Annotated in this window: 17 protein-coding genes and 1 pseudogene; 9 read left to right on the top strand and 9 right to left on the bottom strand. The window is 73.5% G+C overall.

Annotated features, from left to right (window positions below):
- Positions 1–120: 120 nt before the first annotated feature.
- The 3 genes from ACFYW1_RS31300 to ACFYW1_RS31290 are packed head-to-tail and all read right to left on the bottom strand — an operon-like array spanning position 121 to position 3,018.
- Entirely contained in the window at positions 121–753 is a 633-nt protein-coding gene (locus ACFYW1_RS31300; protein WP_389000724.1) for a response regulator, read from the bottom strand.
- Positions 754–796: 43 nt separating this feature from the next.
- Positions 797–2,236 (bottom strand): protein kinase, encoded by a 1,440-nt coding sequence (locus ACFYW1_RS31295; RefSeq protein WP_389000694.1) that lies wholly within the window; start codon positions 2,234–2,236, stop codon positions 797–799.
- Positions 2,233–3,018, bottom strand: a complete 786-nt coding sequence (locus tag ACFYW1_RS31290) for an FHA domain-containing protein (protein WP_389000691.1) — start codon at positions 3,016–3,018, stop codon at positions 2,233–2,235. Before ACFYW1_RS31290 ends, ACFYW1_RS31295 begins: the two co-directional genes overlap by 4 nt.
- 289 nt (positions 3,019–3,307) lie before the next feature.
- Between ACFYW1_RS31290 and ACFYW1_RS31285 the strand changes: the two genes are divergently transcribed.
- Together ACFYW1_RS31285 and ACFYW1_RS31280 are read left to right on the top strand one after the other, a co-directional pair.
- Positions 3,308–4,240: a hypothetical protein gene (locus ACFYW1_RS31285; protein ID WP_389000688.1), complete on the top strand. Its 933-nt coding sequence runs from the start codon at positions 3,308–3,310 to the stop codon at positions 4,238–4,240.
- A 56-nt stretch (positions 4,241–4,296) separates the two neighbouring features.
- Complete coding sequence (locus ACFYW1_RS31280; RefSeq protein WP_389000685.1) at positions 4,297–4,767, top strand: hypothetical protein; 471 nt, start codon at positions 4,297–4,299, stop codon at positions 4,765–4,767.
- Positions 4,768–4,851: 84 nt separating this feature from the next.
- Here the strand turns inward: ACFYW1_RS31280 and ACFYW1_RS31275 are convergent, their stop codons facing one another.
- The 3 genes and pseudogenes from ACFYW1_RS31275 to ACFYW1_RS31265 form a co-directional block, all read right to left on the bottom strand.
- Complete coding sequence (locus ACFYW1_RS31275; protein WP_389000682.1) at positions 4,852–6,084, bottom strand: sensor histidine kinase; 1,233 nt, start codon at positions 6,082–6,084, stop codon at positions 4,852–4,854.
- An 11-nt stretch (positions 6,085–6,095) separates the two neighbouring features.
- Complete coding sequence (locus ACFYW1_RS31270) at positions 6,096–6,818, bottom strand: ABC transporter permease (RefSeq protein WP_389000679.1); 723 nt, start codon at positions 6,816–6,818, stop codon at positions 6,096–6,098.
- Positions 6,818–7,767 (bottom strand): annotated as a pseudogene (locus ACFYW1_RS31265) (ABC transporter ATP-binding protein). Before ACFYW1_RS31265 ends, ACFYW1_RS31270 begins: the two are co-directional and overlap by 1 nt.
- A 293-nt stretch (positions 7,768–8,060) precedes the next feature.
- Between ACFYW1_RS31265 and ACFYW1_RS31260 the strand changes: the two are divergent.
- Genes ACFYW1_RS31260 through ACFYW1_RS31250 form a run of 3 tightly spaced genes read left to right on the top strand, consistent with a single transcriptional unit; the run spans position 8,061 to position 11,050 of the window.
- The gene (locus tag ACFYW1_RS31260; RefSeq protein WP_389000676.1) at positions 8,061–8,933 is read left to right on the top strand and encodes a MaoC/PaaZ C-terminal domain-containing protein; all 873 of its coding nucleotides are present in this window, start codon (positions 8,061–8,063) and stop codon (positions 8,931–8,933) included.
- Positions 8,934–8,989: 56 nt separating this feature from the next.
- The gene (locus ACFYW1_RS31255; RefSeq protein WP_389000674.1) at positions 8,990–10,066 is read left to right on the top strand and encodes a Zn-dependent alcohol dehydrogenase; all 1,077 of its coding nucleotides are present in this window, start codon (positions 8,990–8,992) and stop codon (positions 10,064–10,066) included.
- A 42-nt stretch (positions 10,067–10,108) separates the two neighbouring features.
- Positions 10,109–11,050, top strand: a complete 942-nt coding sequence (locus ACFYW1_RS31250) for a 3-oxoacyl-ACP reductase (protein ID WP_389000671.1) — start codon at positions 10,109–10,111, stop codon at positions 11,048–11,050.
- Between the two features lie 139 nt (positions 11,051–11,189).
- On the opposite strand, the gene ACFYW1_RS31245 is transcribed toward ACFYW1_RS31250, so the two are convergent.
- Both ACFYW1_RS31245 and ACFYW1_RS31240 read right to left on the bottom strand, forming a co-directional pair.
- Positions 11,190–11,357, bottom strand: coding sequence for a hypothetical protein (locus tag ACFYW1_RS31245; protein WP_389000668.1), 168 nt, complete (start codon positions 11,355–11,357; stop codon positions 11,190–11,192).
- A 120-nt stretch (positions 11,358–11,477) separates the two neighbouring features.
- On the bottom strand, positions 11,478–13,211 hold the full coding sequence (locus tag ACFYW1_RS31240; protein ID WP_389000665.1) for a hypothetical protein: 1,734 nt from the start codon (positions 13,209–13,211) through the stop codon (positions 11,478–11,480).
- A 198-nt stretch (positions 13,212–13,409) separates the two neighbouring features.
- Here ACFYW1_RS31240 and ACFYW1_RS31235 point away from each other — a divergent pair, with 198 nt between their 5' ends.
- From ACFYW1_RS31235 to ACFYW1_RS31220, 4 genes are all read left to right on the top strand, one after another.
- Positions 13,410–14,453: an ABC transporter substrate-binding protein gene (locus ACFYW1_RS31235; RefSeq protein ID WP_389000657.1), complete on the top strand. Its 1,044-nt coding sequence runs from the start codon at positions 13,410–13,412 to the stop codon at positions 14,451–14,453.
- Between the two features lie 243 nt (positions 14,454–14,696).
- Positions 14,697–15,536 (top strand): Nif3-like dinuclear metal center hexameric protein, encoded by an 840-nt coding sequence (locus ACFYW1_RS31230; RefSeq protein WP_389000654.1) that lies wholly within the window; start codon positions 14,697–14,699, stop codon positions 15,534–15,536.
- Positions 15,533–16,276: a zinc ribbon domain-containing protein gene (locus tag ACFYW1_RS31225; protein WP_389000721.1), complete on the top strand. Its 744-nt coding sequence runs from the start codon at positions 15,533–15,535 to the stop codon at positions 16,274–16,276. Before ACFYW1_RS31230 ends, ACFYW1_RS31225 begins: the two co-directional genes overlap by 4 nt.
- On the top strand, positions 16,276–17,598 hold the full coding sequence (locus tag ACFYW1_RS31220; RefSeq protein ID WP_389000651.1) for a bifunctional RNase H/acid phosphatase: 1,323 nt from the start codon (positions 16,276–16,278) through the stop codon (positions 17,596–17,598). Before ACFYW1_RS31225 ends, ACFYW1_RS31220 begins: the two co-directional genes overlap by 1 nt.
- A gap of 130 nt (positions 17,599–17,728) precedes the next feature.
- Here the strand turns inward: ACFYW1_RS31220 and eda are convergent, their stop codons facing one another.
- On the bottom strand, positions 17,729–18,379 hold the full coding sequence (gene eda, locus ACFYW1_RS31215; protein WP_389000649.1) for a bifunctional 4-hydroxy-2-oxoglutarate aldolase/2-dehydro-3-deoxy-phosphogluconate aldolase: 651 nt from the start codon (positions 18,377–18,379) through the stop codon (positions 17,729–17,731).
- Positions 18,380–18,381 lie beyond the last annotated feature (2 nt).

The raw sequence follows: 18,381 nt of genomic DNA, 5'->3' as shown, positions 1-18,381 counted from the left end.
GGGGGGGGGGGGGGGGGGGGGGGGGGGGGGGGGGGGGGGGGGGGGGGGGGCGCCGGGGGGGGGGGGGGGGGGGGGGGGGGGCCCGGGCCCCCCCCCCCCCCCCCCCGCCCGGTACGGCTCTCAGAGCCAGCCCTGCTGCCGCGCCGCCCGGACGGCCTCCATCCGGTTGCGCGTCCCCGTCTTGCCGATCGCCGCCGACAGGTAGTTGCGCACCGTCGACTCGGACAGGTGCAGCTTCCCCGCGATGTCGGCGACGGTCGCCCCGTCCACCGACGCGTTCAGCGCGTCCCGCTCCCGCGCCGTGAGCGGGCTGGGACCGGCGCTGAGCGCGGCGGCGGCCAGGGCGGGGTCGATGACCGTCTCACCGGCCAGCACCCGGCGGATCGCGACGGCGAGTTCCTCGACCGGACCGTCCTTGACCAGGAACCCCGCGGCCCCGGCCTCCATCGCCCGGCGCAGATAACCGGGGCGGCCGAACGTGGTCAGGATCAGCACCCGGCAGTCCGGTACCTCCGTGCGCAGATCGGCGGCGGCGTCCAGCCCGCTGCGGCCCGGCAGTTCGATGTCCAGCAACGCCACGTCGGGGCGGGACCGCAGCGCGGCGTCCACGATCTCGTCCCCGGCACCGACCTGCGCCACGACCTCGATGTCCGGCTCCAGCCCGAGCAGCAGCGCGAGCGCGCCCCGCATCATCCCCTGGTCCTCGGCGAGCAGCACCCGTACCGGTTGTGCCGGGCGGTGATCCTGCGGCATCTCGTTCACGCCCCCAGGGTAGGGCCCGGGGCGGGGCGCGGGGTCAGCAGCGCTCGGCCCACACGTGCGAACGGGGCCCGGCCTGAACGGAGAGGTTGGTGCGGGTGCCCGCCGACAGGCAGCCGAGGCGGTTCTTCAAGTACTTGTCGGCGTAGTAGACGACCTGGGCGAAGGACTCGCCCTCGGCGGCGGCCCTGCCGTTGTTGAAGACCGAGCGCGGATGCTGCCGGCCCGCCCAGCTGCACCGGTTCTCGCCCTCCAGCCAGTCCGTCTCGTCGCCCTCCCAGGCGCACATGCGGCCGCCCCCGTCGGCCGCGGTGAAGAAGCAGACGCTGCCCCGGATGCAACGGTCGTAGCCGACGGGTTCGGCGGCGGGGCCGGTGGTGCGTTCGGCGGCGGGCTCGACGGTGCGCACCGGAGCGGCCGTTCCCGTGCTCCGCGCGGTGGGGGAGCCGTCCCCCTCGGTGGGCCGCGTCCCGAGGTACAGGCCGAACGCCGTCAGGGCGCCCGCGCAGGCGAGCGCGACCAGGGAGCGCCGCAGCCGGCGGCCGGGGCGCGGCGGCGGGACCGCGGAGGAACCGTGGACGCTGTCCGGGGCGGACCGGATGCGCTCCAGCAGGGTCGCCGCGTCATGGGGCGCCCGCTCCTCGTGCGTCGGGGCCAGGCAGTCCGTGATGATCTCCCGCCACTCGGGCGGGAGGGCGGAGGACAGCCGCAGGGGTTCGGCGCCGTGGGCGTAGCGCACCACGGCGTCCCTGCGGGCGGCCCGGGTGCCGCCGGGAAGCGGCAGCGTGCCGGTCAGGACGAGGTGGGCGAGGACGCCGAAGGCCCAGATGTCGGCGGTGGGGCGGATCAGCTGGCCGCGCTCGCCGACCTGGCCCCACAACAGTTCGGGCGGTGTGTAGTCGGGCGTGGCGAACGCGGGGGCGTAGGCGTGGGTGCCCTCCATCTCCGCGGCCATGTTGAAGTCGGCGAGCCGGGCCTCCCCGTCCTGCAACAGGACGTTGGCGGGCTTGAGGTCGCCGTGGACCCAGCCCGCCTCGTGCAGTTGCCGCAGCCCCTCGCAGATCTGGAGCAGCAGGCGGGGGCCGGACGCGGGCGGCGCCGGGGCACGCAGCACGACGTCGAGGGAGCTCTCGGCGCGGTCCAGGACGAGCACGGTGGCACCGTCCAGGTCCGGGCGGCCGGGGTCGTCCACCGTGAGCACTTCGTGCATCCGGATCAGCCGGGGCGCCCGCACCCGGCTCAGCAACTCGACCTCGCGCTCGACCAGGTCGCGCAGGTGCCGGAGCCGGCGCGGGGTGTGGGTGCCGGTCGGCAGGAACTTGAGGGCGGCGGTCGGGGGACTGCCCGCGCCGACGCGCCGTGCGGCGTACACACTGCCGAAGCCGCCCGCGCCGAGGGGCGCGCCCACGATCCAGTCGCCGACCCGATACGACTCCGGAACGGAAACGGCGTAGAGATCTCCGGGGCGTTCGGTCACCGCAGCGCCCCGACGGCCGAAGCGGCAGTGGAGGCGGCGGAGACCGAAGAGGCCAGGACGATCAGGTCGTCCTCGTGGACGAGGTCGAAGCGCAGGGCGAGGGAGACCAGGGCCTCCTTCGTACCGTTGCGCCGCGGGCCGGACTCCGCCTCCTCCGGGGCGGGTTTGAGCCGCAGCTTCACCGCCAGGTAGTTGATGTTCCACTGCACCGCCGTCCGGCTGGCCGCGGGCCACACCGGACGTAACCGCTCGGCGAGTTCCTCCGCGGTGGGCAGGGCGGTGTGCGGTGGCGCGTCGCGCAGCCGGGGCTCGCACAGGGCGACCAGGACCGCGAAGTACCTCTTGGTGCGGTCCAGGGAGAAGGCGGCCACGGTGGTGGCACCGTCGGGAACCCAGGACTCCTCGCCCAGGTAGTCGTGCTGCGGCGCCCACACGTCGAAGCCGAGCAGTTCGCCCGCGGCGGGCAGCACGATCCGCGCGAACTCGAACGGCACGGGGGCCTCCAGCCGGCCCGGGGCCACCTTGATGTGCTCCCCGGCCCCCTCCGGGTTCTCCACCACGTAGGTCTGACGCCGGTTCAGGTTGCTCAATGTCCAGAACGTGCCCTGTGCGGAGATCTCCCCGGCGATGCGCGAGACCCCCTCGTGCGCGATCACCAGGTGCCGTCCGGACGCTTCCGTCCCGGCCGGGTCGCGGCCGAAGACGAGCCGGTCGCCGGAGGCGAGCGAGAGGTGGTCTCCTGGGCGTGTCCGCCCGGGCGGTACCACAACGATGCTGTGCATGTTCCCCCCTAGGTCCACTGCCCGGACAGGCTAGGGGACGGGGACGCACGGGCCGGGGTCGATTTCTCCGGCGTTTTTTCCGTGTCGCGGGGCACCTGCGGGGACCGGCCCCGCCGCCCGGGAAGAGCCCGCAGGACCGAGGACGGAACCCCTGGTCGGTAGCGGGTTGCGGGCGGTGGAGCAACCTCACACCTCTGAGGGTCCGTGCCCGCCCGTCCGCTGGCATCGTTGCCGTCAGTCCGGTCCGCGGGACTCGCCGGACGTGAGGACGGAAGGGGGAGAAGGCGCAATGGGACGTCGGACGGTGGGCCTGGGAACGGCCGTGGTCGTCGCATACGGATTGCTGGTCACCGGATGCACGGGGGTGGGCACGGACACGAGCCCGGTACGGGGGGCCGCGGCTCCGACGCGGTCCGCGTCGGCCCGCGGACTGTCGGACGACGAGCAGACACGACTCGGCCACGCCGAGGAACTGCTGGTGAGCAGGTGCATGGCCCGGAAGGGGTTCACCTACACGGTGCGGCCCCCGTCCACCGGTGGGGAGAACCGGTCGATGGGGTACGTGCTGGACGACCCGGCCTGGGCGGGGAAGTTCGGGTACGGCAGCCGGATCCGGCAGGAGTCCGAACGCAACCGGCGCAGCGACCCCAACCTCGTGTACACCCGCAAGCTCTCCGGCAAGTCCCGGGCCGCGTACGACAAGGCGCTCAGCGGCGGGCCGGGTACGCCGGAGCTCACCGTGGCGCTGCCCGGCGGGGGAACCGCCCACAACCAGGTCGGGGGATGCCGGGCCACCGCACAGGAGCAGTTGTACGGGGAGCGCGCGACGTGGTTCCGCACCACGAGGGTGGTGAGCAACCTGACCCCGCTGTACCTGCCGAAGCTGGCGCGCGACAAGCGTTTCACCACGGCGCAGGCGGAGTGGTCCCGGTGCATGAACAAGGCCGGTCACCACTACCGGAGCCCCGTCCAGGCCCGGGAGGACCTGCCCCGCCTGACCGAGGGGCTGTCGCCGGACGGGGCGTTCGCGGTGGAGGTACGGCTCGCGCGGGCGGAGGCCGGGTGCGCGAAGGAGACCGGGTTCGGGGCGACGGGAAGGGCGCTGGAGCAGGAGTACCGCGCCCGCCTCCCCCGCACCTACGGCCGCGAGCTCGACGCCTACGACCGGATCCGGCGGACGGCGCTGGTCCGGGCCGAGAAGATCACCGGGCAGGCCGGCTGACCTGTCCGACATGGACTCCCGCCCCGCCGGGGCGGGCAAACGAGGGGAGAACGGAAATGCGGAAGATGATGTCGGCCGTCACGGTCGCGGGTCTGGCGGTCATCGGCCTGGCCCTGCCCGGAGCGGTCGCCCAGGCGACGCCGGCCAGCACCTGCACCTACAAAGAGGACGGAATGGTCCACGCCTGGCGGTACGCGAACTGCACCGGCGACCACCTGGGCCAGGCCGAGGGCGACGACTGGAACTGGGGGGACAGCACGGGGCCGTTCCAGGGGGACGACGACAACCGCGCCAGCTCGGTGATGAACTCCGGCAGGAACGACACCAACGGCTACAACTACGTCGCGTTCTACCGACTGCCGGGAAACCCGGCCAACACCTGGTCCAGCGGCTACGTCTGCATGGACCGCGGGGACTGGGTCGTCGACCTCGCCAACGAGCGCTTCACCACCGGCCAGGTGGTCGACGACTCCATCTCCGCCCACGCGTGGGTGAAGGGGTCCGCCTGCAGCAAGTTCATGGGCTGACCGCTCGGCGGCCCGTCTCTCCGGAGGCGGGCCGCTTCCCGCGCCCCCCGCCGGACACATCGGTGGCACGGTGTCCGGCAGCGCTCAGGCGTCCGCGCCGAGCCTGCCCGACGGTTCCGTTCCGTCCGATCCGTCCGTTCCGCTCGACCCGGGCTCGCCCAACGGCAGTTCCGCCGTGACGGTGAAGCCGCCGCCCGGCTCCGGGCCCGCCCGGAGTGAGCCGCCCGCCGCGGCGAGGCGTTCGGTGAGGCCGGTCAGGCCGGTGCCGCCGATGCCGGGGACGGGCGGGGCGTCCGGGCCGGAGCCGTCGTCCGTGACCGTCAGACGGACCCGGTCGGCGTCGCCGGCGACCGTGAACGAGCAGGTGGTGGCGTGGGAGTGGCGCACCACGTTGGTGACCGCCTCCCGCACCACCCAGCCCAGCAGCGCCTCCGCCTGCGGGGCGAGCGGCGGCCCCGAGCGGCGGAGCACCGGTTCGATGCCGGCGGCGGTCAGGGCGGACCGGGCCCGGTCCAGTTCGGTCGCCAGGCTCCCCTCCCGGTAGCCCGTGACGGCCTCGCGGATCTCGGTGAGGGCCTGGCGGCCCACCGACTCGATGTCGGTGACCTGGGCGAGCGCGGCGTCCATGTCGCGCGGCGCGAGCCGGCGCGCGGCCTCCGACTTGACCACGATCACCGAGAGCGTGTGGCCCAGCAGGTCGTGCAGGTCGCGGGAGAACCTCAGCCGCTCCTTCTCGACGGCGGAACGGGCCAGTTCCTGCCGGGTGGCGCGCAGTTCCGTCACCGTTTCCGCGAGGGTGAGTATCGCGGCGGTCACCGCCCCGGAGATGAAGGTGCCGTACCCGATCGTCCACGGGTCCGAGCTGCCCTGGCCGCGCCACACCGCGACGGCGGTGGCGACCGCGGCGAGGGAGAAGAGGCCGACCCCCAGCATCCGGCTGCGCAGGACGGTGCCGCAGGCCAGCGAGAGCAACGGGAAGAACAGCAGCCAGCTGCCGCCGTAGCCGATCGCCAGCGCGAGCGTCACCCCGGCCATCGCGGCGAGCAGCCCGTACGTGACCGGGCTCTCGCGCTTCCTGCGGTCGAAACCGCGGAACACCACGGAGACGTAGAGGGAGTTGAAGGCCAGCAGTCCGAGCCCGCCGAGCCACGGGTTGTCCGCCTCCCCCTGGAAGAGGTTGGAGAAGGACCCCAGCCCCAGCAGCAGCCACGGCAGCAGGGCGTACGGTCCGGGCGGCCCGGACCGCCGCTCCCCGCGCCGGCGCCGCCACGGGCGCGGGCGCCCGCCCTCGCACTCGTCCATCGGATACCCGGCCATGTCCGCTCCTGTCACACGGTCCGCGCGGACCGACGGTACGAGATCACGGCGTACGTACCGAACAGCAGCAGCCATGCACCCAGGACCGCGATCGTACCGGCGCCCGGCGCGTGGCCTTCGGTGATGGCCCAGCCCAGGTCGGCGAAGCGGTTGGCGGGGGTGAACCTGCCGAGGGAGCGCAGCCATTCGGGCAGCAGCTCCAGCGGGAACCACAGCCCGCCGACGACCGCGAAGCCCATCAGACAGGTCATGTTGGCCACCCCGGTGCCCTGCGGCGTGAGCCGGTACCCGTTGCCCAGGCCGAGCAGGGTGAACGGCAGGGCGCCGAGCCACAGCAGCAGGACCAGCGCGGCCCACTGCCGGACGTCCAGCCGCACCCCGTTGAGCAGCCCGCCGGCCAGCAGCACCGTGAGGATCGTCGGCAGCACGGTCACCGAACCGCTGATCGCCCGGCCCACGACCGCCCGCGCCGGGGAGAGCGGGGTGACCCGCAACTGCTGGAGCCAGCCGATCGACTTGTCGGAGGCGACCCCCGTACCGATCGACATGGCGGAGCCCAGCGCCCCGTACGCGGCCATGCCGACCATGGACATGGTCTTCCAGCCGTCGGCTTCGCCGCTCCCGCCGATGTTGGTGAAGATCAGGTACATCATCACCGGCATCCCGGTCCCGAAGATCAGGAAGAAGCCGTCGCGCAGGGTCCGGCGGATTTCGAGCACGATGTAGCGGTACATCACACGGCCTCTGCTTCGGAATCGGACGAGGTGGACGGGGCCGCCGGGGAGGTCAGGGCGAGGAACGCGTCCTCCAGCGTGGCCCGGGAGACCCGGAGGTCGCGGATCATGCCGCGGCGGGCCAGCTCCACGACGGTGGCGTCCGAGTCGTCCGTGCGCAGCAGCGCCCGGTCCCGGCCACCTCGACGGCGACGACGCCGGGCAGCAGCTCCAGGCCCCCGGTCGGGCCGCCCGCCAGGTCGAAGGAGACGAGGCCGCTGCCGACCGAGCTCCTGAGCGCGTCGCCGGTGCCGTCCGCGACGATCCGCCCCCGGTCCACGACGACGATCCGGTCGGCGTTCCCGTCGGCCTCCTCCAGGTAGTGGGTGGAGAACAGGACGGTGTTGCCGCGCCGCGCGTAGGCCCGCATCGAGTCCCAGAAGGCGCGGCGCGCCTCCACGTCCAGGGCGGCGGTCGGCTCGTCCAGGACGATCAGTTCCGGGTTGCCGGCCAGTGCGACGGCGAAGCGGACGCGCTGGACCTGGCCGCCGGAGAGCTTGTCGACGCGCCGGTCCGCGTACTCGCTCAGCCCCGCCAGGGAGAGTGCCTCGGCCACCGGCATCGGCTTCGGGTACGTCGAGGCGACGAAGGCGACCAGTTCGCGGACGGTGACCCGCTGGATCGGCTGCCCGTCCTGGAGCATCGCGCCGACCAGTCCGGCCCGTACCGCCTGTTGCGCGCTGCGGCCCAGCACCCGCACCCGGCCGGTGTCCGGCTCGTCCAGCCCCAGCAGGAGGCCGATGGTGGTGGACTTGCCCGCGCCGTTGCGGCCGAGCAGGGCGACGGTCTCGCCGCGGCCGATGGACAGGTCGATACCGTCCACCGCCCGCACCGTCCGCCCCGCCCGGCCGAAGCTCTTGCCCACCCCGGCGAGGTCCACCGCGGTTCCGTTCCCCGTTGTCGTTGTCATGACGAAGACGCTACGGAGGACATGGGGGCGCCGGGCAGAGGCGGGTGTACGGACTCCGGCAGTACATATGTCACTGCCACCGGCCCGGTGCGGGGCCACCGTCCTTGCCCGACAATGGATCTGACGATACGTCAGCAAAGGTGTTCACAACTGCCGGGCGCTGCGTTATACATGGGTTCACCGGCTAGAACGCGTTCTAGAACGGGCGTCGCGGCCGGTCCCGCGCGACCTCGGTGCGGCCGACGGTGCGGACGGCCGCGCCGGGGTCTTCCCACCATCAAGGAGCGGCTCCCATGCCCATCGACGTCGAAAAGGCCCTCGCCGCCGAACCCCGGTCCGCCCACATCGACTGGGACCACAAGGACGTGCAGCTCTACCACCTCGGGATCGGCGCGGGTGCCGGACCCGAACCGGCCGACCCCGCCGTCGACCCCGGCGAACTGCGCTACACCCTGGAATCCCGGCTCCAGGTGCTGCCCTCCTTCGCCACCGTCGCGGGCGGAGGCATGGGTTCCCTCGGCGGGCTCTCCTCGCCCGGCATCGACATCGACCTCGCCGCCGTTCTGCACGGCGGGCAGAGCGTGCGGGTGCACCGGCCGATCCCGGTGCGCGGCAGCGCCGTGCAGACCTCGAAGATCGCCGCGGTGTACGACAAGGGCAAGGCGGCCGTGCTGGTACTGCGCTCCGAGGCCGCCGACGAGGAGGGCCCGTTGTGGACCAACGACGCCCAGATCTACGTCCGGGGCGAGGGCGGGTTCGGCGGCGACCGCGGCCCCTCCGAACGGGCCGCGTATCCCGCCGTCGCCCCGAACCGCGTCGTGGAACGGCCGATCCGCCCGGACCAGGCGCTGCTGTACCGGCTGTCCGGCGACTGGAACCCGCTGCACGCCGACCCGGAGTTCGCCGCGCGCGCCGGGTTCGCCCGGCCGATCCTGCACGGACTGTGCACCTACGGCATGACGCTCAAGGCCGTCACCGACACGGTGCTCGGCGGCGACGTGACCCGCATTCGCTCCTACCGCACCCGGTTCACCGGCGTCGTCTACCCCGGCGAGACCCTCCGCATCGAGATGTGGACCGCCCGGAACCAGGTACGGGTCGAGGTGAGGGCCGTGGAACGGGACAACGCCGTGGTCCTCGGGGACACCTTCGTCGAACACTCCTGAACCCACTCCACACGTTCCGGAGGTCCGGGACGCGGGCCCACGAGAGGAGCCGCACCATGCGCGCCGCACTGCTGCACGAGATAGGCCAGGACAAACTGGAGGTCTTCGACGACGTCGAGGCGGTGGGCTTCGGCCCCGGCAAGGTCAGGCTCCGTATCCGGGCCACCGGACTGTGCCACTCCGACGTGTCGGCGATGAACGGAGTGCTGCCGCAGCCCGCCCCGTTCATCCCCGGCCACGAGGGCGCGGGCGAGGTCCTCGATGTCGGCGACGGCGTCACCGGGCTGAGTGCGGGGGACCGGGTGCTGGTCTGCTGGCTGCCCGCCTGCGGGGAGTGCCCGTCGTGCCGGCGGGGACAGACCCAGCTCTGCCTGGCCGGTTTCATGAACGCGGGCACGCCCAACTTCAAGCGCCCCGGCAAGGACGTCTTCGGCTTCGCGGGCACCGGCACCTTCACCGAGGAGGTCGTCGTCGGCGCGGGCTGCGCCGTACCGATCCCCGACGACGTGCCGTTCGAGATCGCCGCGCTGATCGGCTGCGGGGTGACCACCGGACTGGGCGCGGCCATCAACACCGCGAAGGTGGAGGCCGGTTCGTCGGTCGCCGTGATCGGCTGCGGCGGCGTCGGCATCTCCACGATCCAGGGCGCGCGGGTGAACGGTGCCGCCCAGATCGTCGCCGTGGACCCGGTGGCCTCCCGGCGCGAGGCGGCCCTGCGGTTCGGCGCGACGGAGGCCCTGGCCCCCGACGAACTCGCCGACGCCAAGCAGCGGATCACCTCCGGCGAGGGCTTCGACTACGTCTTCGAGGTCGTCGGCAAGTCGGTCACCGCGCGCACCGCGTACGAGAACACCCGGCGCGGCGGCACCCTCTGCATCGTCGGCGCGGGCGCGATGGACGACAACTTCCAGGTCAACATGTTCGAGCTGTTCTTCGACGAGAAGCGCATCCTGCCCTCCATGTACGGCGGAGGGGACGTGCTCCGCTCGTACGAACGGGCCATCGCGCTCTGGCGGGCCGGCCGGATCGACCTCGAATCGATGATCACCCACCGGGTGCGGCTCGACGGGGTCAACGACGCCCTCGACCAGATGCGGACCGGCGAGTCGCTGCGCACCTGCATCGAACTCTGACCTCCCCACCCTGCCCCCTCCTGAGAGGACCCCGAGATTCCGATGTCACTTCCCCTGGACGGCATGTCCGCGATCGTCACGGGTGCGGGCCGCGGCCTCGGACGCGCCGAAGCGCTGGAACTGGCGGGGCTGGGCGCGTCCGTCGTCGTCAACGACTACGGGCAGCCGGGCCGCGACGGCTCCGGCGAGGCGTCCGCGACCCCCGCCGAGGAGGTTGCCGAGGAGATCCGGGCGGCGGGCGGCCGGGCGGTCGCGCACGTCGGGGACGTCTCCGACCACCAGCAGGCCGGGGCACTCGTGCAACTGGCCGTCGACACCTACGGAAAGCTCGACGTCCTGGTCAACAACGCGGGCATCCTGCGCGACCGGATGATCTTCTCGATGACCGAGGACGAGTGGGACTCCGTCATCAGGGTCCACCTCAGGGGCCACTTCAACACCACGCACTTCGCCGCCGCGCACTGGCGGGCCCGTGCCAAGGAGTCCGGCGGCCCGGTCCACGGACGGATCGTCAACACCTCCTCGGAGGCGTTCCTGGCCGGTTCGGCGGGCCAGCCGAACTACGCGGCGGCCAAGGGCGGCATCGTCGGCCTCACCACCTCCACGGCCCTGGCCCTGGCCAGGTACGGCGTCACCGCCAACGCCATCTGCCCGCGGGCCCGCACCCGGATGACCGAGGACGTCTTCGCGGGCTTCGAGGTGCCCGGGGACGGCCGGCTCGACGCGCTCGCCCCCGAGCACGTCGCGCCCCTGGTCGGCTATCTGGCCTCACCGGCCGCCGCCAAGGTCAACGGGCAACTGCTGGTCGTGCACGGCGGGATGGTCGCGATCGTCGAACGGCCCAGGGTCGCGGCGAAGTTCGACTCGGCGAAGGAGACGTTTACCTTCGACGAACTGGACGAGCTGATCTCCCCGTACTACGAGGACCGCCCACCGAACGAGACCTTCGCCGCGGCGGAGGTGCTCGGCCTGAAACGGGGCTGATGACGGGGCCGGCAACGGGACCGGTCGACCGGGGAGGCTTCGGCGGAACCGGAACGGGAGATGGGCCGGGAGACGGGTGGGCCCCGGCAGCCGCGCGGCTGCCGGGGCCCACCCGTCCCTCGTTGATGTGTCGGTGCGGTCAGGCCGCTTTGCCGTCCCCCTCGGAGGGGCGCCGGTGGCGGCCGTGCGGCTGTGCCGCCGTCTCGTCCACCGACTCGCCCCCTCGGTGCTTTCCGGAGCCGCCGGCTTCGGCCCGGTCCGCGGCCTGGGGACGCATCTGGGTCGTGTCGGTTCGGGCTTCAGACATGTGGGAAGTCACCCCGTTGTGGTCGCTTACATGTGTCACCAGGGTCGAGCGCACCACCGCGCACGGCACGGCCGCCATCGGCGACCGCGCGGCACGACCGCGCTGCCCGGGCCCAGAGATTTAACCAGGAATCTCACGCCCCACGAGAGGCGCCTGGCCCAATGGAACCGGCTTGCATGTCGATAGAGGCGATGCGGCGGCGGACGGTTGCATACCGCTTTCCGCGCACACCGCCGCCGGTGCCGGTGCCGGTGCCGGTGCCGACGCAGGCGCCGACGGCGAGGGAGACGCCGACGGCGAGGGAGACGCCGATGGCGGCGCGTGGTGCTCCGCGTCCGCCGGTGCCTCCAGCAGCGCCACGCCGCACGGCACGTCCCCGTCGGAGTAGGGCAGCCCGAGCACGCCGTCCCGGCTCCACCTCCCGTGACCCGCCTGCCACCCCTCGGGAGCGGCGAGTTGGTGCAGTCGCCGCCCGGCCGGGCGCCACACCCCGACCCAGCTGCCCGCCGCCCCGTCGATCCGCAGGGCCACCGCGCAGCTCTCCGGCATCAGCATCTGCCCCGGCTGCACGGCGAACGGGGTGACCGCCGCGTCGGGCAGGCGCAGGCACTCGGGGAACCGCACCGGCAGACTGCTGCCCAGCACGCCCCACCCGAGCCGCTCGTGCCCCGGCGCGTTCGAGCGGATCAGCAGCAGCCCGCTGTCCGGGTCGGCGAGCAGCAGCCGGTCGTCGCTGCCGGGGGCGATCTGGAGCAGCGGCGTCACCTCGCCGCCCCGTTCCAGGTCCACGGCGACGGCCTTGACCGGCCCGCCGCCCGGCATCTCGCGGTCCAGGGCGAGCATCCGCCCGGTCCGGTCCAGCCAGACGCCGCCGGAACAGCGCCCCGGTACCTCCGCGACGTGCTCCGGACCGAAGGCGCCGCCCGCCACCAGCCACACGGAGGTGGAGTGCGCGCCGACCGACAGGGCGTACGCGCTCGCCCCGTCCGGGCACGGCGGCAGCAGGGTCAGCTCCGCGCACGCGACGGTACCGAGCGGGAGTTCGCCCGTACCGGGACCGGTGGGGTAGAGCAGCGACACCGCGTGCCGGTCCGCGACCCGGCGCCGGATCAGCACCCGCCCGTCGGCCAGCGGCAGCACCTCGGAATCGGGCTCCTCCGGCTGGTCGAGGGGGAGCGGCACGGCGTACGGCTCGGGCCCGTCGAGCGTCCAGCGCTCCACGAACCACGCCTGCCCGCCGTTCCGGTCGGCCCCGTCCGCGAGGGCGAGCCGGGCCGCGTACGCGCCGTCCGCGGAGATCGTGAACGCGGGTGCGAGCGCGGGCATGAGCACCGGAGCGGGCGCGGGCGCGGGCTCCGGTGCGGGCGCGGCGGGGAGCGCGGCCGGGGCCTGCGCGCGCTCCCCGGCCGCTCGGGCGGCTCCGGGTGCCCGGAAGGCTTCGGACGTCCTGGGTGTCTTTGGCGTCCCTGGCGTCCCGGATGTTCCGGGCGGGAGTGCCGGAGCGGGGCGTACGGGGACGGACACGCTGGAGGCGAACGGCGCGGGGAGGCCGGAGGCGGCCCCGAGGGCGGCGGCCTTGGCGGTGCCGGTTCGACGGGCGGCACCCCGGGGCGCGAGGGCCCGGGAGGCGGCGGGGCGCGCGGTGGCGGGGGGCGGACCGGCCCCGGGCGAGCCGGCCCCGGCGGTTTCCGTCGCCACGGCTCCCGCCCCCGCTTCTGCTCCCGATCCGGCCCGGGCCCCGGGAGCCGTCTCCCCGGACCGGCCGGATCCGCCGCTCTCCAGGACCGGGTCCGCGGCGCCCCCGGCAGCTCCGGTCGCCCTCGCGGCCCCGTTCTCGATGGCACAGGCAGTCATGGAATGGTCACCTCCGGCGACCGAAGCTAGTTTTCGCACTTCCTGCCGAACAACACGAGACCTGCCACTTCACACATAAGGGTGGCGGTGCCCGGGTTTGCCTGAGATCGAGGGGGTGCCTGTGCTGGGCGAGAGCCGGAGGGATTAAGGTTAGGCAGTCCTAAGTAGTGCCTGTGTGACCCTCGACTGGAGCAAGTGATGTCCCTTCGTCGCCGCGGTATCGCCGCAGTCGGCCTGGTGGTGGCCGCCGCCCTTTCCCTTTCGGCCTGCGGGAGCGGCGACGGGAAAACGGACGGCGAGGCCGGCTCCGGGAACGGCGGTGACAAGAAGGCGGCCGTCGCCACCGGGGGCAAGGACTTCGCCGACGCCGCGAAGAAGACCGCGGAGTTCGGGACGGACGCCAAGGCCGGTCAGTACCCCCGCACCCTCACCCACGCCATGGGCAAGACGGAGATCAAGTCCGCGCCCAAGCGGGTCGTCGTGCTGGACGTCGGCGAGTTCGACAACGTCGTGTCCCTGGGAGTGAAGCCGGTCGGCTACGCGCCCTCCGAGGGCGACGCGGCCCTTCCCTCGTACCTGAAGAAGGACGCGGGCAGCCCCAAGAACGTCGGCACGATCAACAACCTCAACCTGGAGGCGATCGCCGGCCTGAAGCCCGACCTGATCCTCGGCAGCCAGCTGCGCGCCGCCGACAAGTACAAGGCGCTCTCCGAGATCGCGCCGACCGTGTTCTCCATCCGTCCGGGCTTCACCTGGAAGGAGAACTACCTCCTCAACGCCGCCGCGCTGGACAGGACCGCCGAGGCGAAGAGCGAACTGGACGACTACGAGAAGAAGGCCGCGAAGCTCGGCGAGGACATCGGCCCGAAGAAGCCGACCATCTCGATGGTCCGCTACATGCCGGACCGGATCCGCCTCTACGCCAAGGCGTCCTTCATCGGCACCATCCTCGAGGACGTCGGCCTGCCGCGCCCCGAGAACCAGCAGATCGACGACCTCGCCGCGGAGATCAGCCCGGAGAAGATCGACGACGCCGACGCCGACTGGATCTTCACCGGCGTCTACGGCGACGTGAAGGCCACCGAGCGCGACACCACCCAGTCCAACCCGCTGTGGAAGAACCTCAAGGCGGTCAAGGAGGGCCGGGCCAAGGACGTCCCCGACGAGACCTGGTACCTCGGCCTCGGTGTCACGGCCGCGAACCTGGTCCTCGACGACCTCCGCGCCGACCTCGTGAAGTAGGACCTCCGCGTCGGTCCTCGCGAGGCGGGGCCTTCGCGCCGGCCCTCATGAAGTGACGATTTACCGGTCGCCCGCCCGTCGGCCCGCCACCTGCCCGCCCCGGTCCGTGCGCCGGGGCGGGCCCCGGACCGCGTTCCGGGGCGCGGCACCGGCGCGGCGGGCGGTGCCGTGCGGGCCGCCGCCGGCCGAGGGGGTCGCCGGAGCCATGGACGGCGGGCCACGGAGGGCAGGTAGCCTTTGCCTGTGCCCCGTCTGTCTGATGTCCTCGCCGAACTCGACGCCCTCTGGCCGCCCGGGAGGGCCGAGAGCTGGGACGCGGTCGGCACCGTGTGCGGAGACCCCGGTGCCGAGGTCGACCGGGTGCTGTTCGCCGTCGACCCCGTCCAGGAGATCGCCGACGAGGCGATCCGGCTCGGCGCCCAGCTGATCGTCGCCCACCACCCGCTCTACCTGCGGGGTACGACGACGGTCGCGGCCGACACCTTCAAGGGCCGGGTCGTGCACACCCTCATCAAGCACGACATCGCGCTGCACGTCGCGCACACCAACGCCGACACCGCCGACCCGGGCGTCTCCGACGCGCTGGCCGGTGCGCTCGACCTCCGCGTCGAGGGCCCGCTCGTGCCGGACCCGTCCGACCCGAAGGGCCGTCGCGGCCTCGGCCGGATCTGTGTGCTCGACCACCCCGAGACCCTGACGGAGTTCGCCGCCCGCGCCGCGGCCCGGCTGCCCGCCACCGCGCAGGGCATCCGGCTCGCGGGCGACCCGGCGGCGACGGTGCGCACCGTCGCGGTCAGCGGCGGCTCCGGCGACAGCCTCTTCGACGCGGTGCGCGCCGCGGGCGTGGACGCCTTCCTCACCGCCGACCTGCGCCACCACCCGGCCTCCGAGGCCGTCCAGCACTCCGGGCTCGGCCTGGTCGACGCCGCCCACTGGGCCACCGAATGGCCCTGGTGCGAGCAGGCCGCAGCGCAGCTCGACGCGATTTCCGACCGCCACGGATGGGGCCTGCGGGTCCACGTCTCGAAGCAGGTCACCGACCCCTGGACCACCACCCACCACTCTTCTGGAGCCCCCAACTGAACGCCGCGCCCGCCGACCAGATCCGACTCCTCGACGTCCAGGCCCTCGACGTACGCCTGTCCCAGCTCGCGCACCGGCGCAAGTCGCTGCCCGAGCACGCCGAGATCGAGTCGCTCACCAGCGACCTCGCGCAGCTGCGCGACCTGCTGGTCGCCTCGCAGACCGAGGAGAGCGACACCGCCCGCGAGCAGACCAAGGCGGAGCAGGACGTGGACCAGGTGCGCCAGCGCGCCGCCCGCGACCAGCAGCGCCTCGACTCCGGCGCGATCACCTCGCCGAAGGACCTGGAGAGCCTCCAGCGCGAGATCGCCTCGCTGGCCAAGCGCCAGGGCGACCTGGAGGACGTCGTCCTCGAAGTGATGGAGCGCCGCGAGTCCGCCCAGGAGCGCGTCACCGAGCTGTCCGACCGGGTCTCCGCCGTCCAGGCCAAGGTCGACGACGCGACCACCCGCCGCGACGCCGCGACCAGGGAGCTCGATGCCGAGGTCGCGACGGTCACCAAGGAACGCGAGGTCGTCGCCGGTTCGGTCCCCGCGGACCTGCTGAAGCTGTACGACAAGCTCCGCGAGCAGCAGGGCGGCGTCGGTGCGGCCCGCCTCTACCAGCGCCGCTGCGAGGGCTGCCGCCTCGAACTGAACATCACCGAGATCAACGAGGTGAAGGCGGCGGCCCCGGACGCCGTGCTGCGCTGCGAGAACTGCCGTCGCATCCTGGTCCGCACGGCGGAGTCGGGCCTGTAATGACCCAGCCGCGCCAGTTCGTCGTCGAGGCCGACGGGGGCTCCCGGGGCAACCCGGGGCCCGCCGGTTACGGAGCGGTCGTCATCGACCCGGCGACGGGGGAGACCCTTGCCGAGGCCGCCGAGTACATCGGCGTCGCGACGAACAACGTCGCCGAGTACAAGGGCCTCATCGCGGGCCTGCGGGCGGCGAAGGCGCTGGTGCCGGACGCCTCGGCGGACGGCGCCCTCCTGGTGCGGGTCCGGATGGACTCCAAACTGGTCGTGGAACAGATGTCGGGCCGCTGGAAGATCAAGCACCCCGACATGAAGCCGCTCGCGGCGGAGGCCGCCAGGATCCTGCCGCCCTCCGCCGTCACGTACGAGTGGATCCCGCGCGAGAAGAACAAGCACGCGGACCGGCTCGCCAACGAGGCGATGGACGCGGGCAGGCGCGGCAAGCAGTGGGAGCCGTCGGCCTCGACGGCCTCCCTCGACACCCGTGGGTCCGCGTCGGCGATGGACCTGCCGCCGGTCTCCGGCCCGCCCGGCGACGCGGCGGCGGGCGCGGCCAGGGCCCGCGCCGCCCTCGCCGGCCGTACGGCTCCGGAGGGCACGGCGCAGGCCGCTCCGGTTCCGACGAGCGCTGCTCCGGCGGGTACCGCTCCGGTGGCAGCCGCCACCGCCGCGCCCCAGGTGGGCTGGGCGGCACCCGACCTCGGCGCGCCCGCCACCTTCGTACTGCTCCGGCACGGCGAGACGGCGCTCACCCCCGAGAAGCGGTTCTCGGGCAGCGGCGGCAGCGATCCCGAGCTCTCGGCGACCGGACGTCGGCAGGCCGAGCTCATCGCGGGCGCGCTGGCCGCCCGCGGCACGATCGAGGAGATCGTCAGTTCCCCGCTGCGCCGCTGCCGCGAGACGGCGGGCGCGGTCGCGGCACGGCTCGGTCTGGAGGTCCGGATCGAGGACGGTCTGCGCGAGACGGACTTCGGCGCCTGGGAGGGGCTGACCTTCGCCGAGGTGCGCGAACGTCACGGCGCCGACCTGGACGCCTGGCTCGGCTCCGCGAAGGCGGCCCCCACCGGCGGCGGGGAGAGCTTCGCCGAGGTGGCCCGCCGCGTCGCGGCGACCCGGGACCGCCTCACCACCCGCTACGCGGGCCGCACGGTCCTCCTGGTCACCCACGTGACGCCGATCAAGACCCTGGTCCGGCTGGCCCTCGGTGCCCCGCCGGAGGCCATGTTCCGCATGGAGCTCTCGGCGGCCTCGGTCTCCGCGGTGGCCTACTACGCGGACGGGAACGCGTCGGTCCGACTGCTGAACGACACCTCGCACCTGAGGTGACCGGCGGCCCGTGAGGTGCTGCGTGTCCGGTGGTCCGCGGTCCCGAAGCATCACTCGCCCCGGGCCGTAGCCTCCGGGCCGTGACCTTCGGGTCGTAGCCTCCGGGCCGTCGGCTCCCGGGGCGCGGCGGTCAGCCGCGCAGGGCCGCCGCCTCGCTCGCCAGCCGCTCCACCCGCGCCCAGTCCTTCGCCGCCACCGCGTCCGCCGGGACCATCCAACTTCCGCCCACGCAGCCGACGTTGGGCAGTGCCAGGTACGACGGCGCGGAGGCGGCCGAGATGCCGCCCGTCGGGCAGAACCGGGCCTGCGGCAGCGGTGAGGCGAGCGACTTCAGATACGCCGTGCCGCCCGCCGCCTCGGCCGGGAAGAACTTCATCTCGGTGACCCCGCGCTCCAGCAGCGCGACCACCTCGGACGTCGTCGAGACGCCCGGCAGGAACGGCACCCCCGACGCCTTCATCGCGTCCAGCAGCCGCTCCGTCCAGCCGGGGCTGACCAGGAACCGCGCCCCCGCGGCGACCGTGTCGGCGACGTTCCGCACGGAGATCACCGTGCCGGCGCCGACCACCGCGTCCGGCACCTCGGCCGCGATCGCCTCGATCGCGGCCAGGGCCGCCGCGGTCCGCAACGTCACCTCGATGGCCGGGAGCCCGCCCGCGACCAGGGCGCGGGCGAGCGGCACCGCGTCGGCGGCGTCCTCCAGGACGACCACGGGGACGACGGGGGCCAGATCCAGCACGGAGGCGGCAGGGACGGTGGAGGCAGAGGCAGAGGAGGTCATGC

The organism is Streptomyces sp. NPDC002669 (genome assembly GCF_042889165.1).
GTDB lineage: Bacteria > Actinomycetota > Actinomycetes > Streptomycetales > Streptomycetaceae > Streptomyces.
The sequence above is the reverse complement of the archived record's forward strand: the minus strand, read 5'-3'. Positions and strand labels throughout refer to the sequence as shown.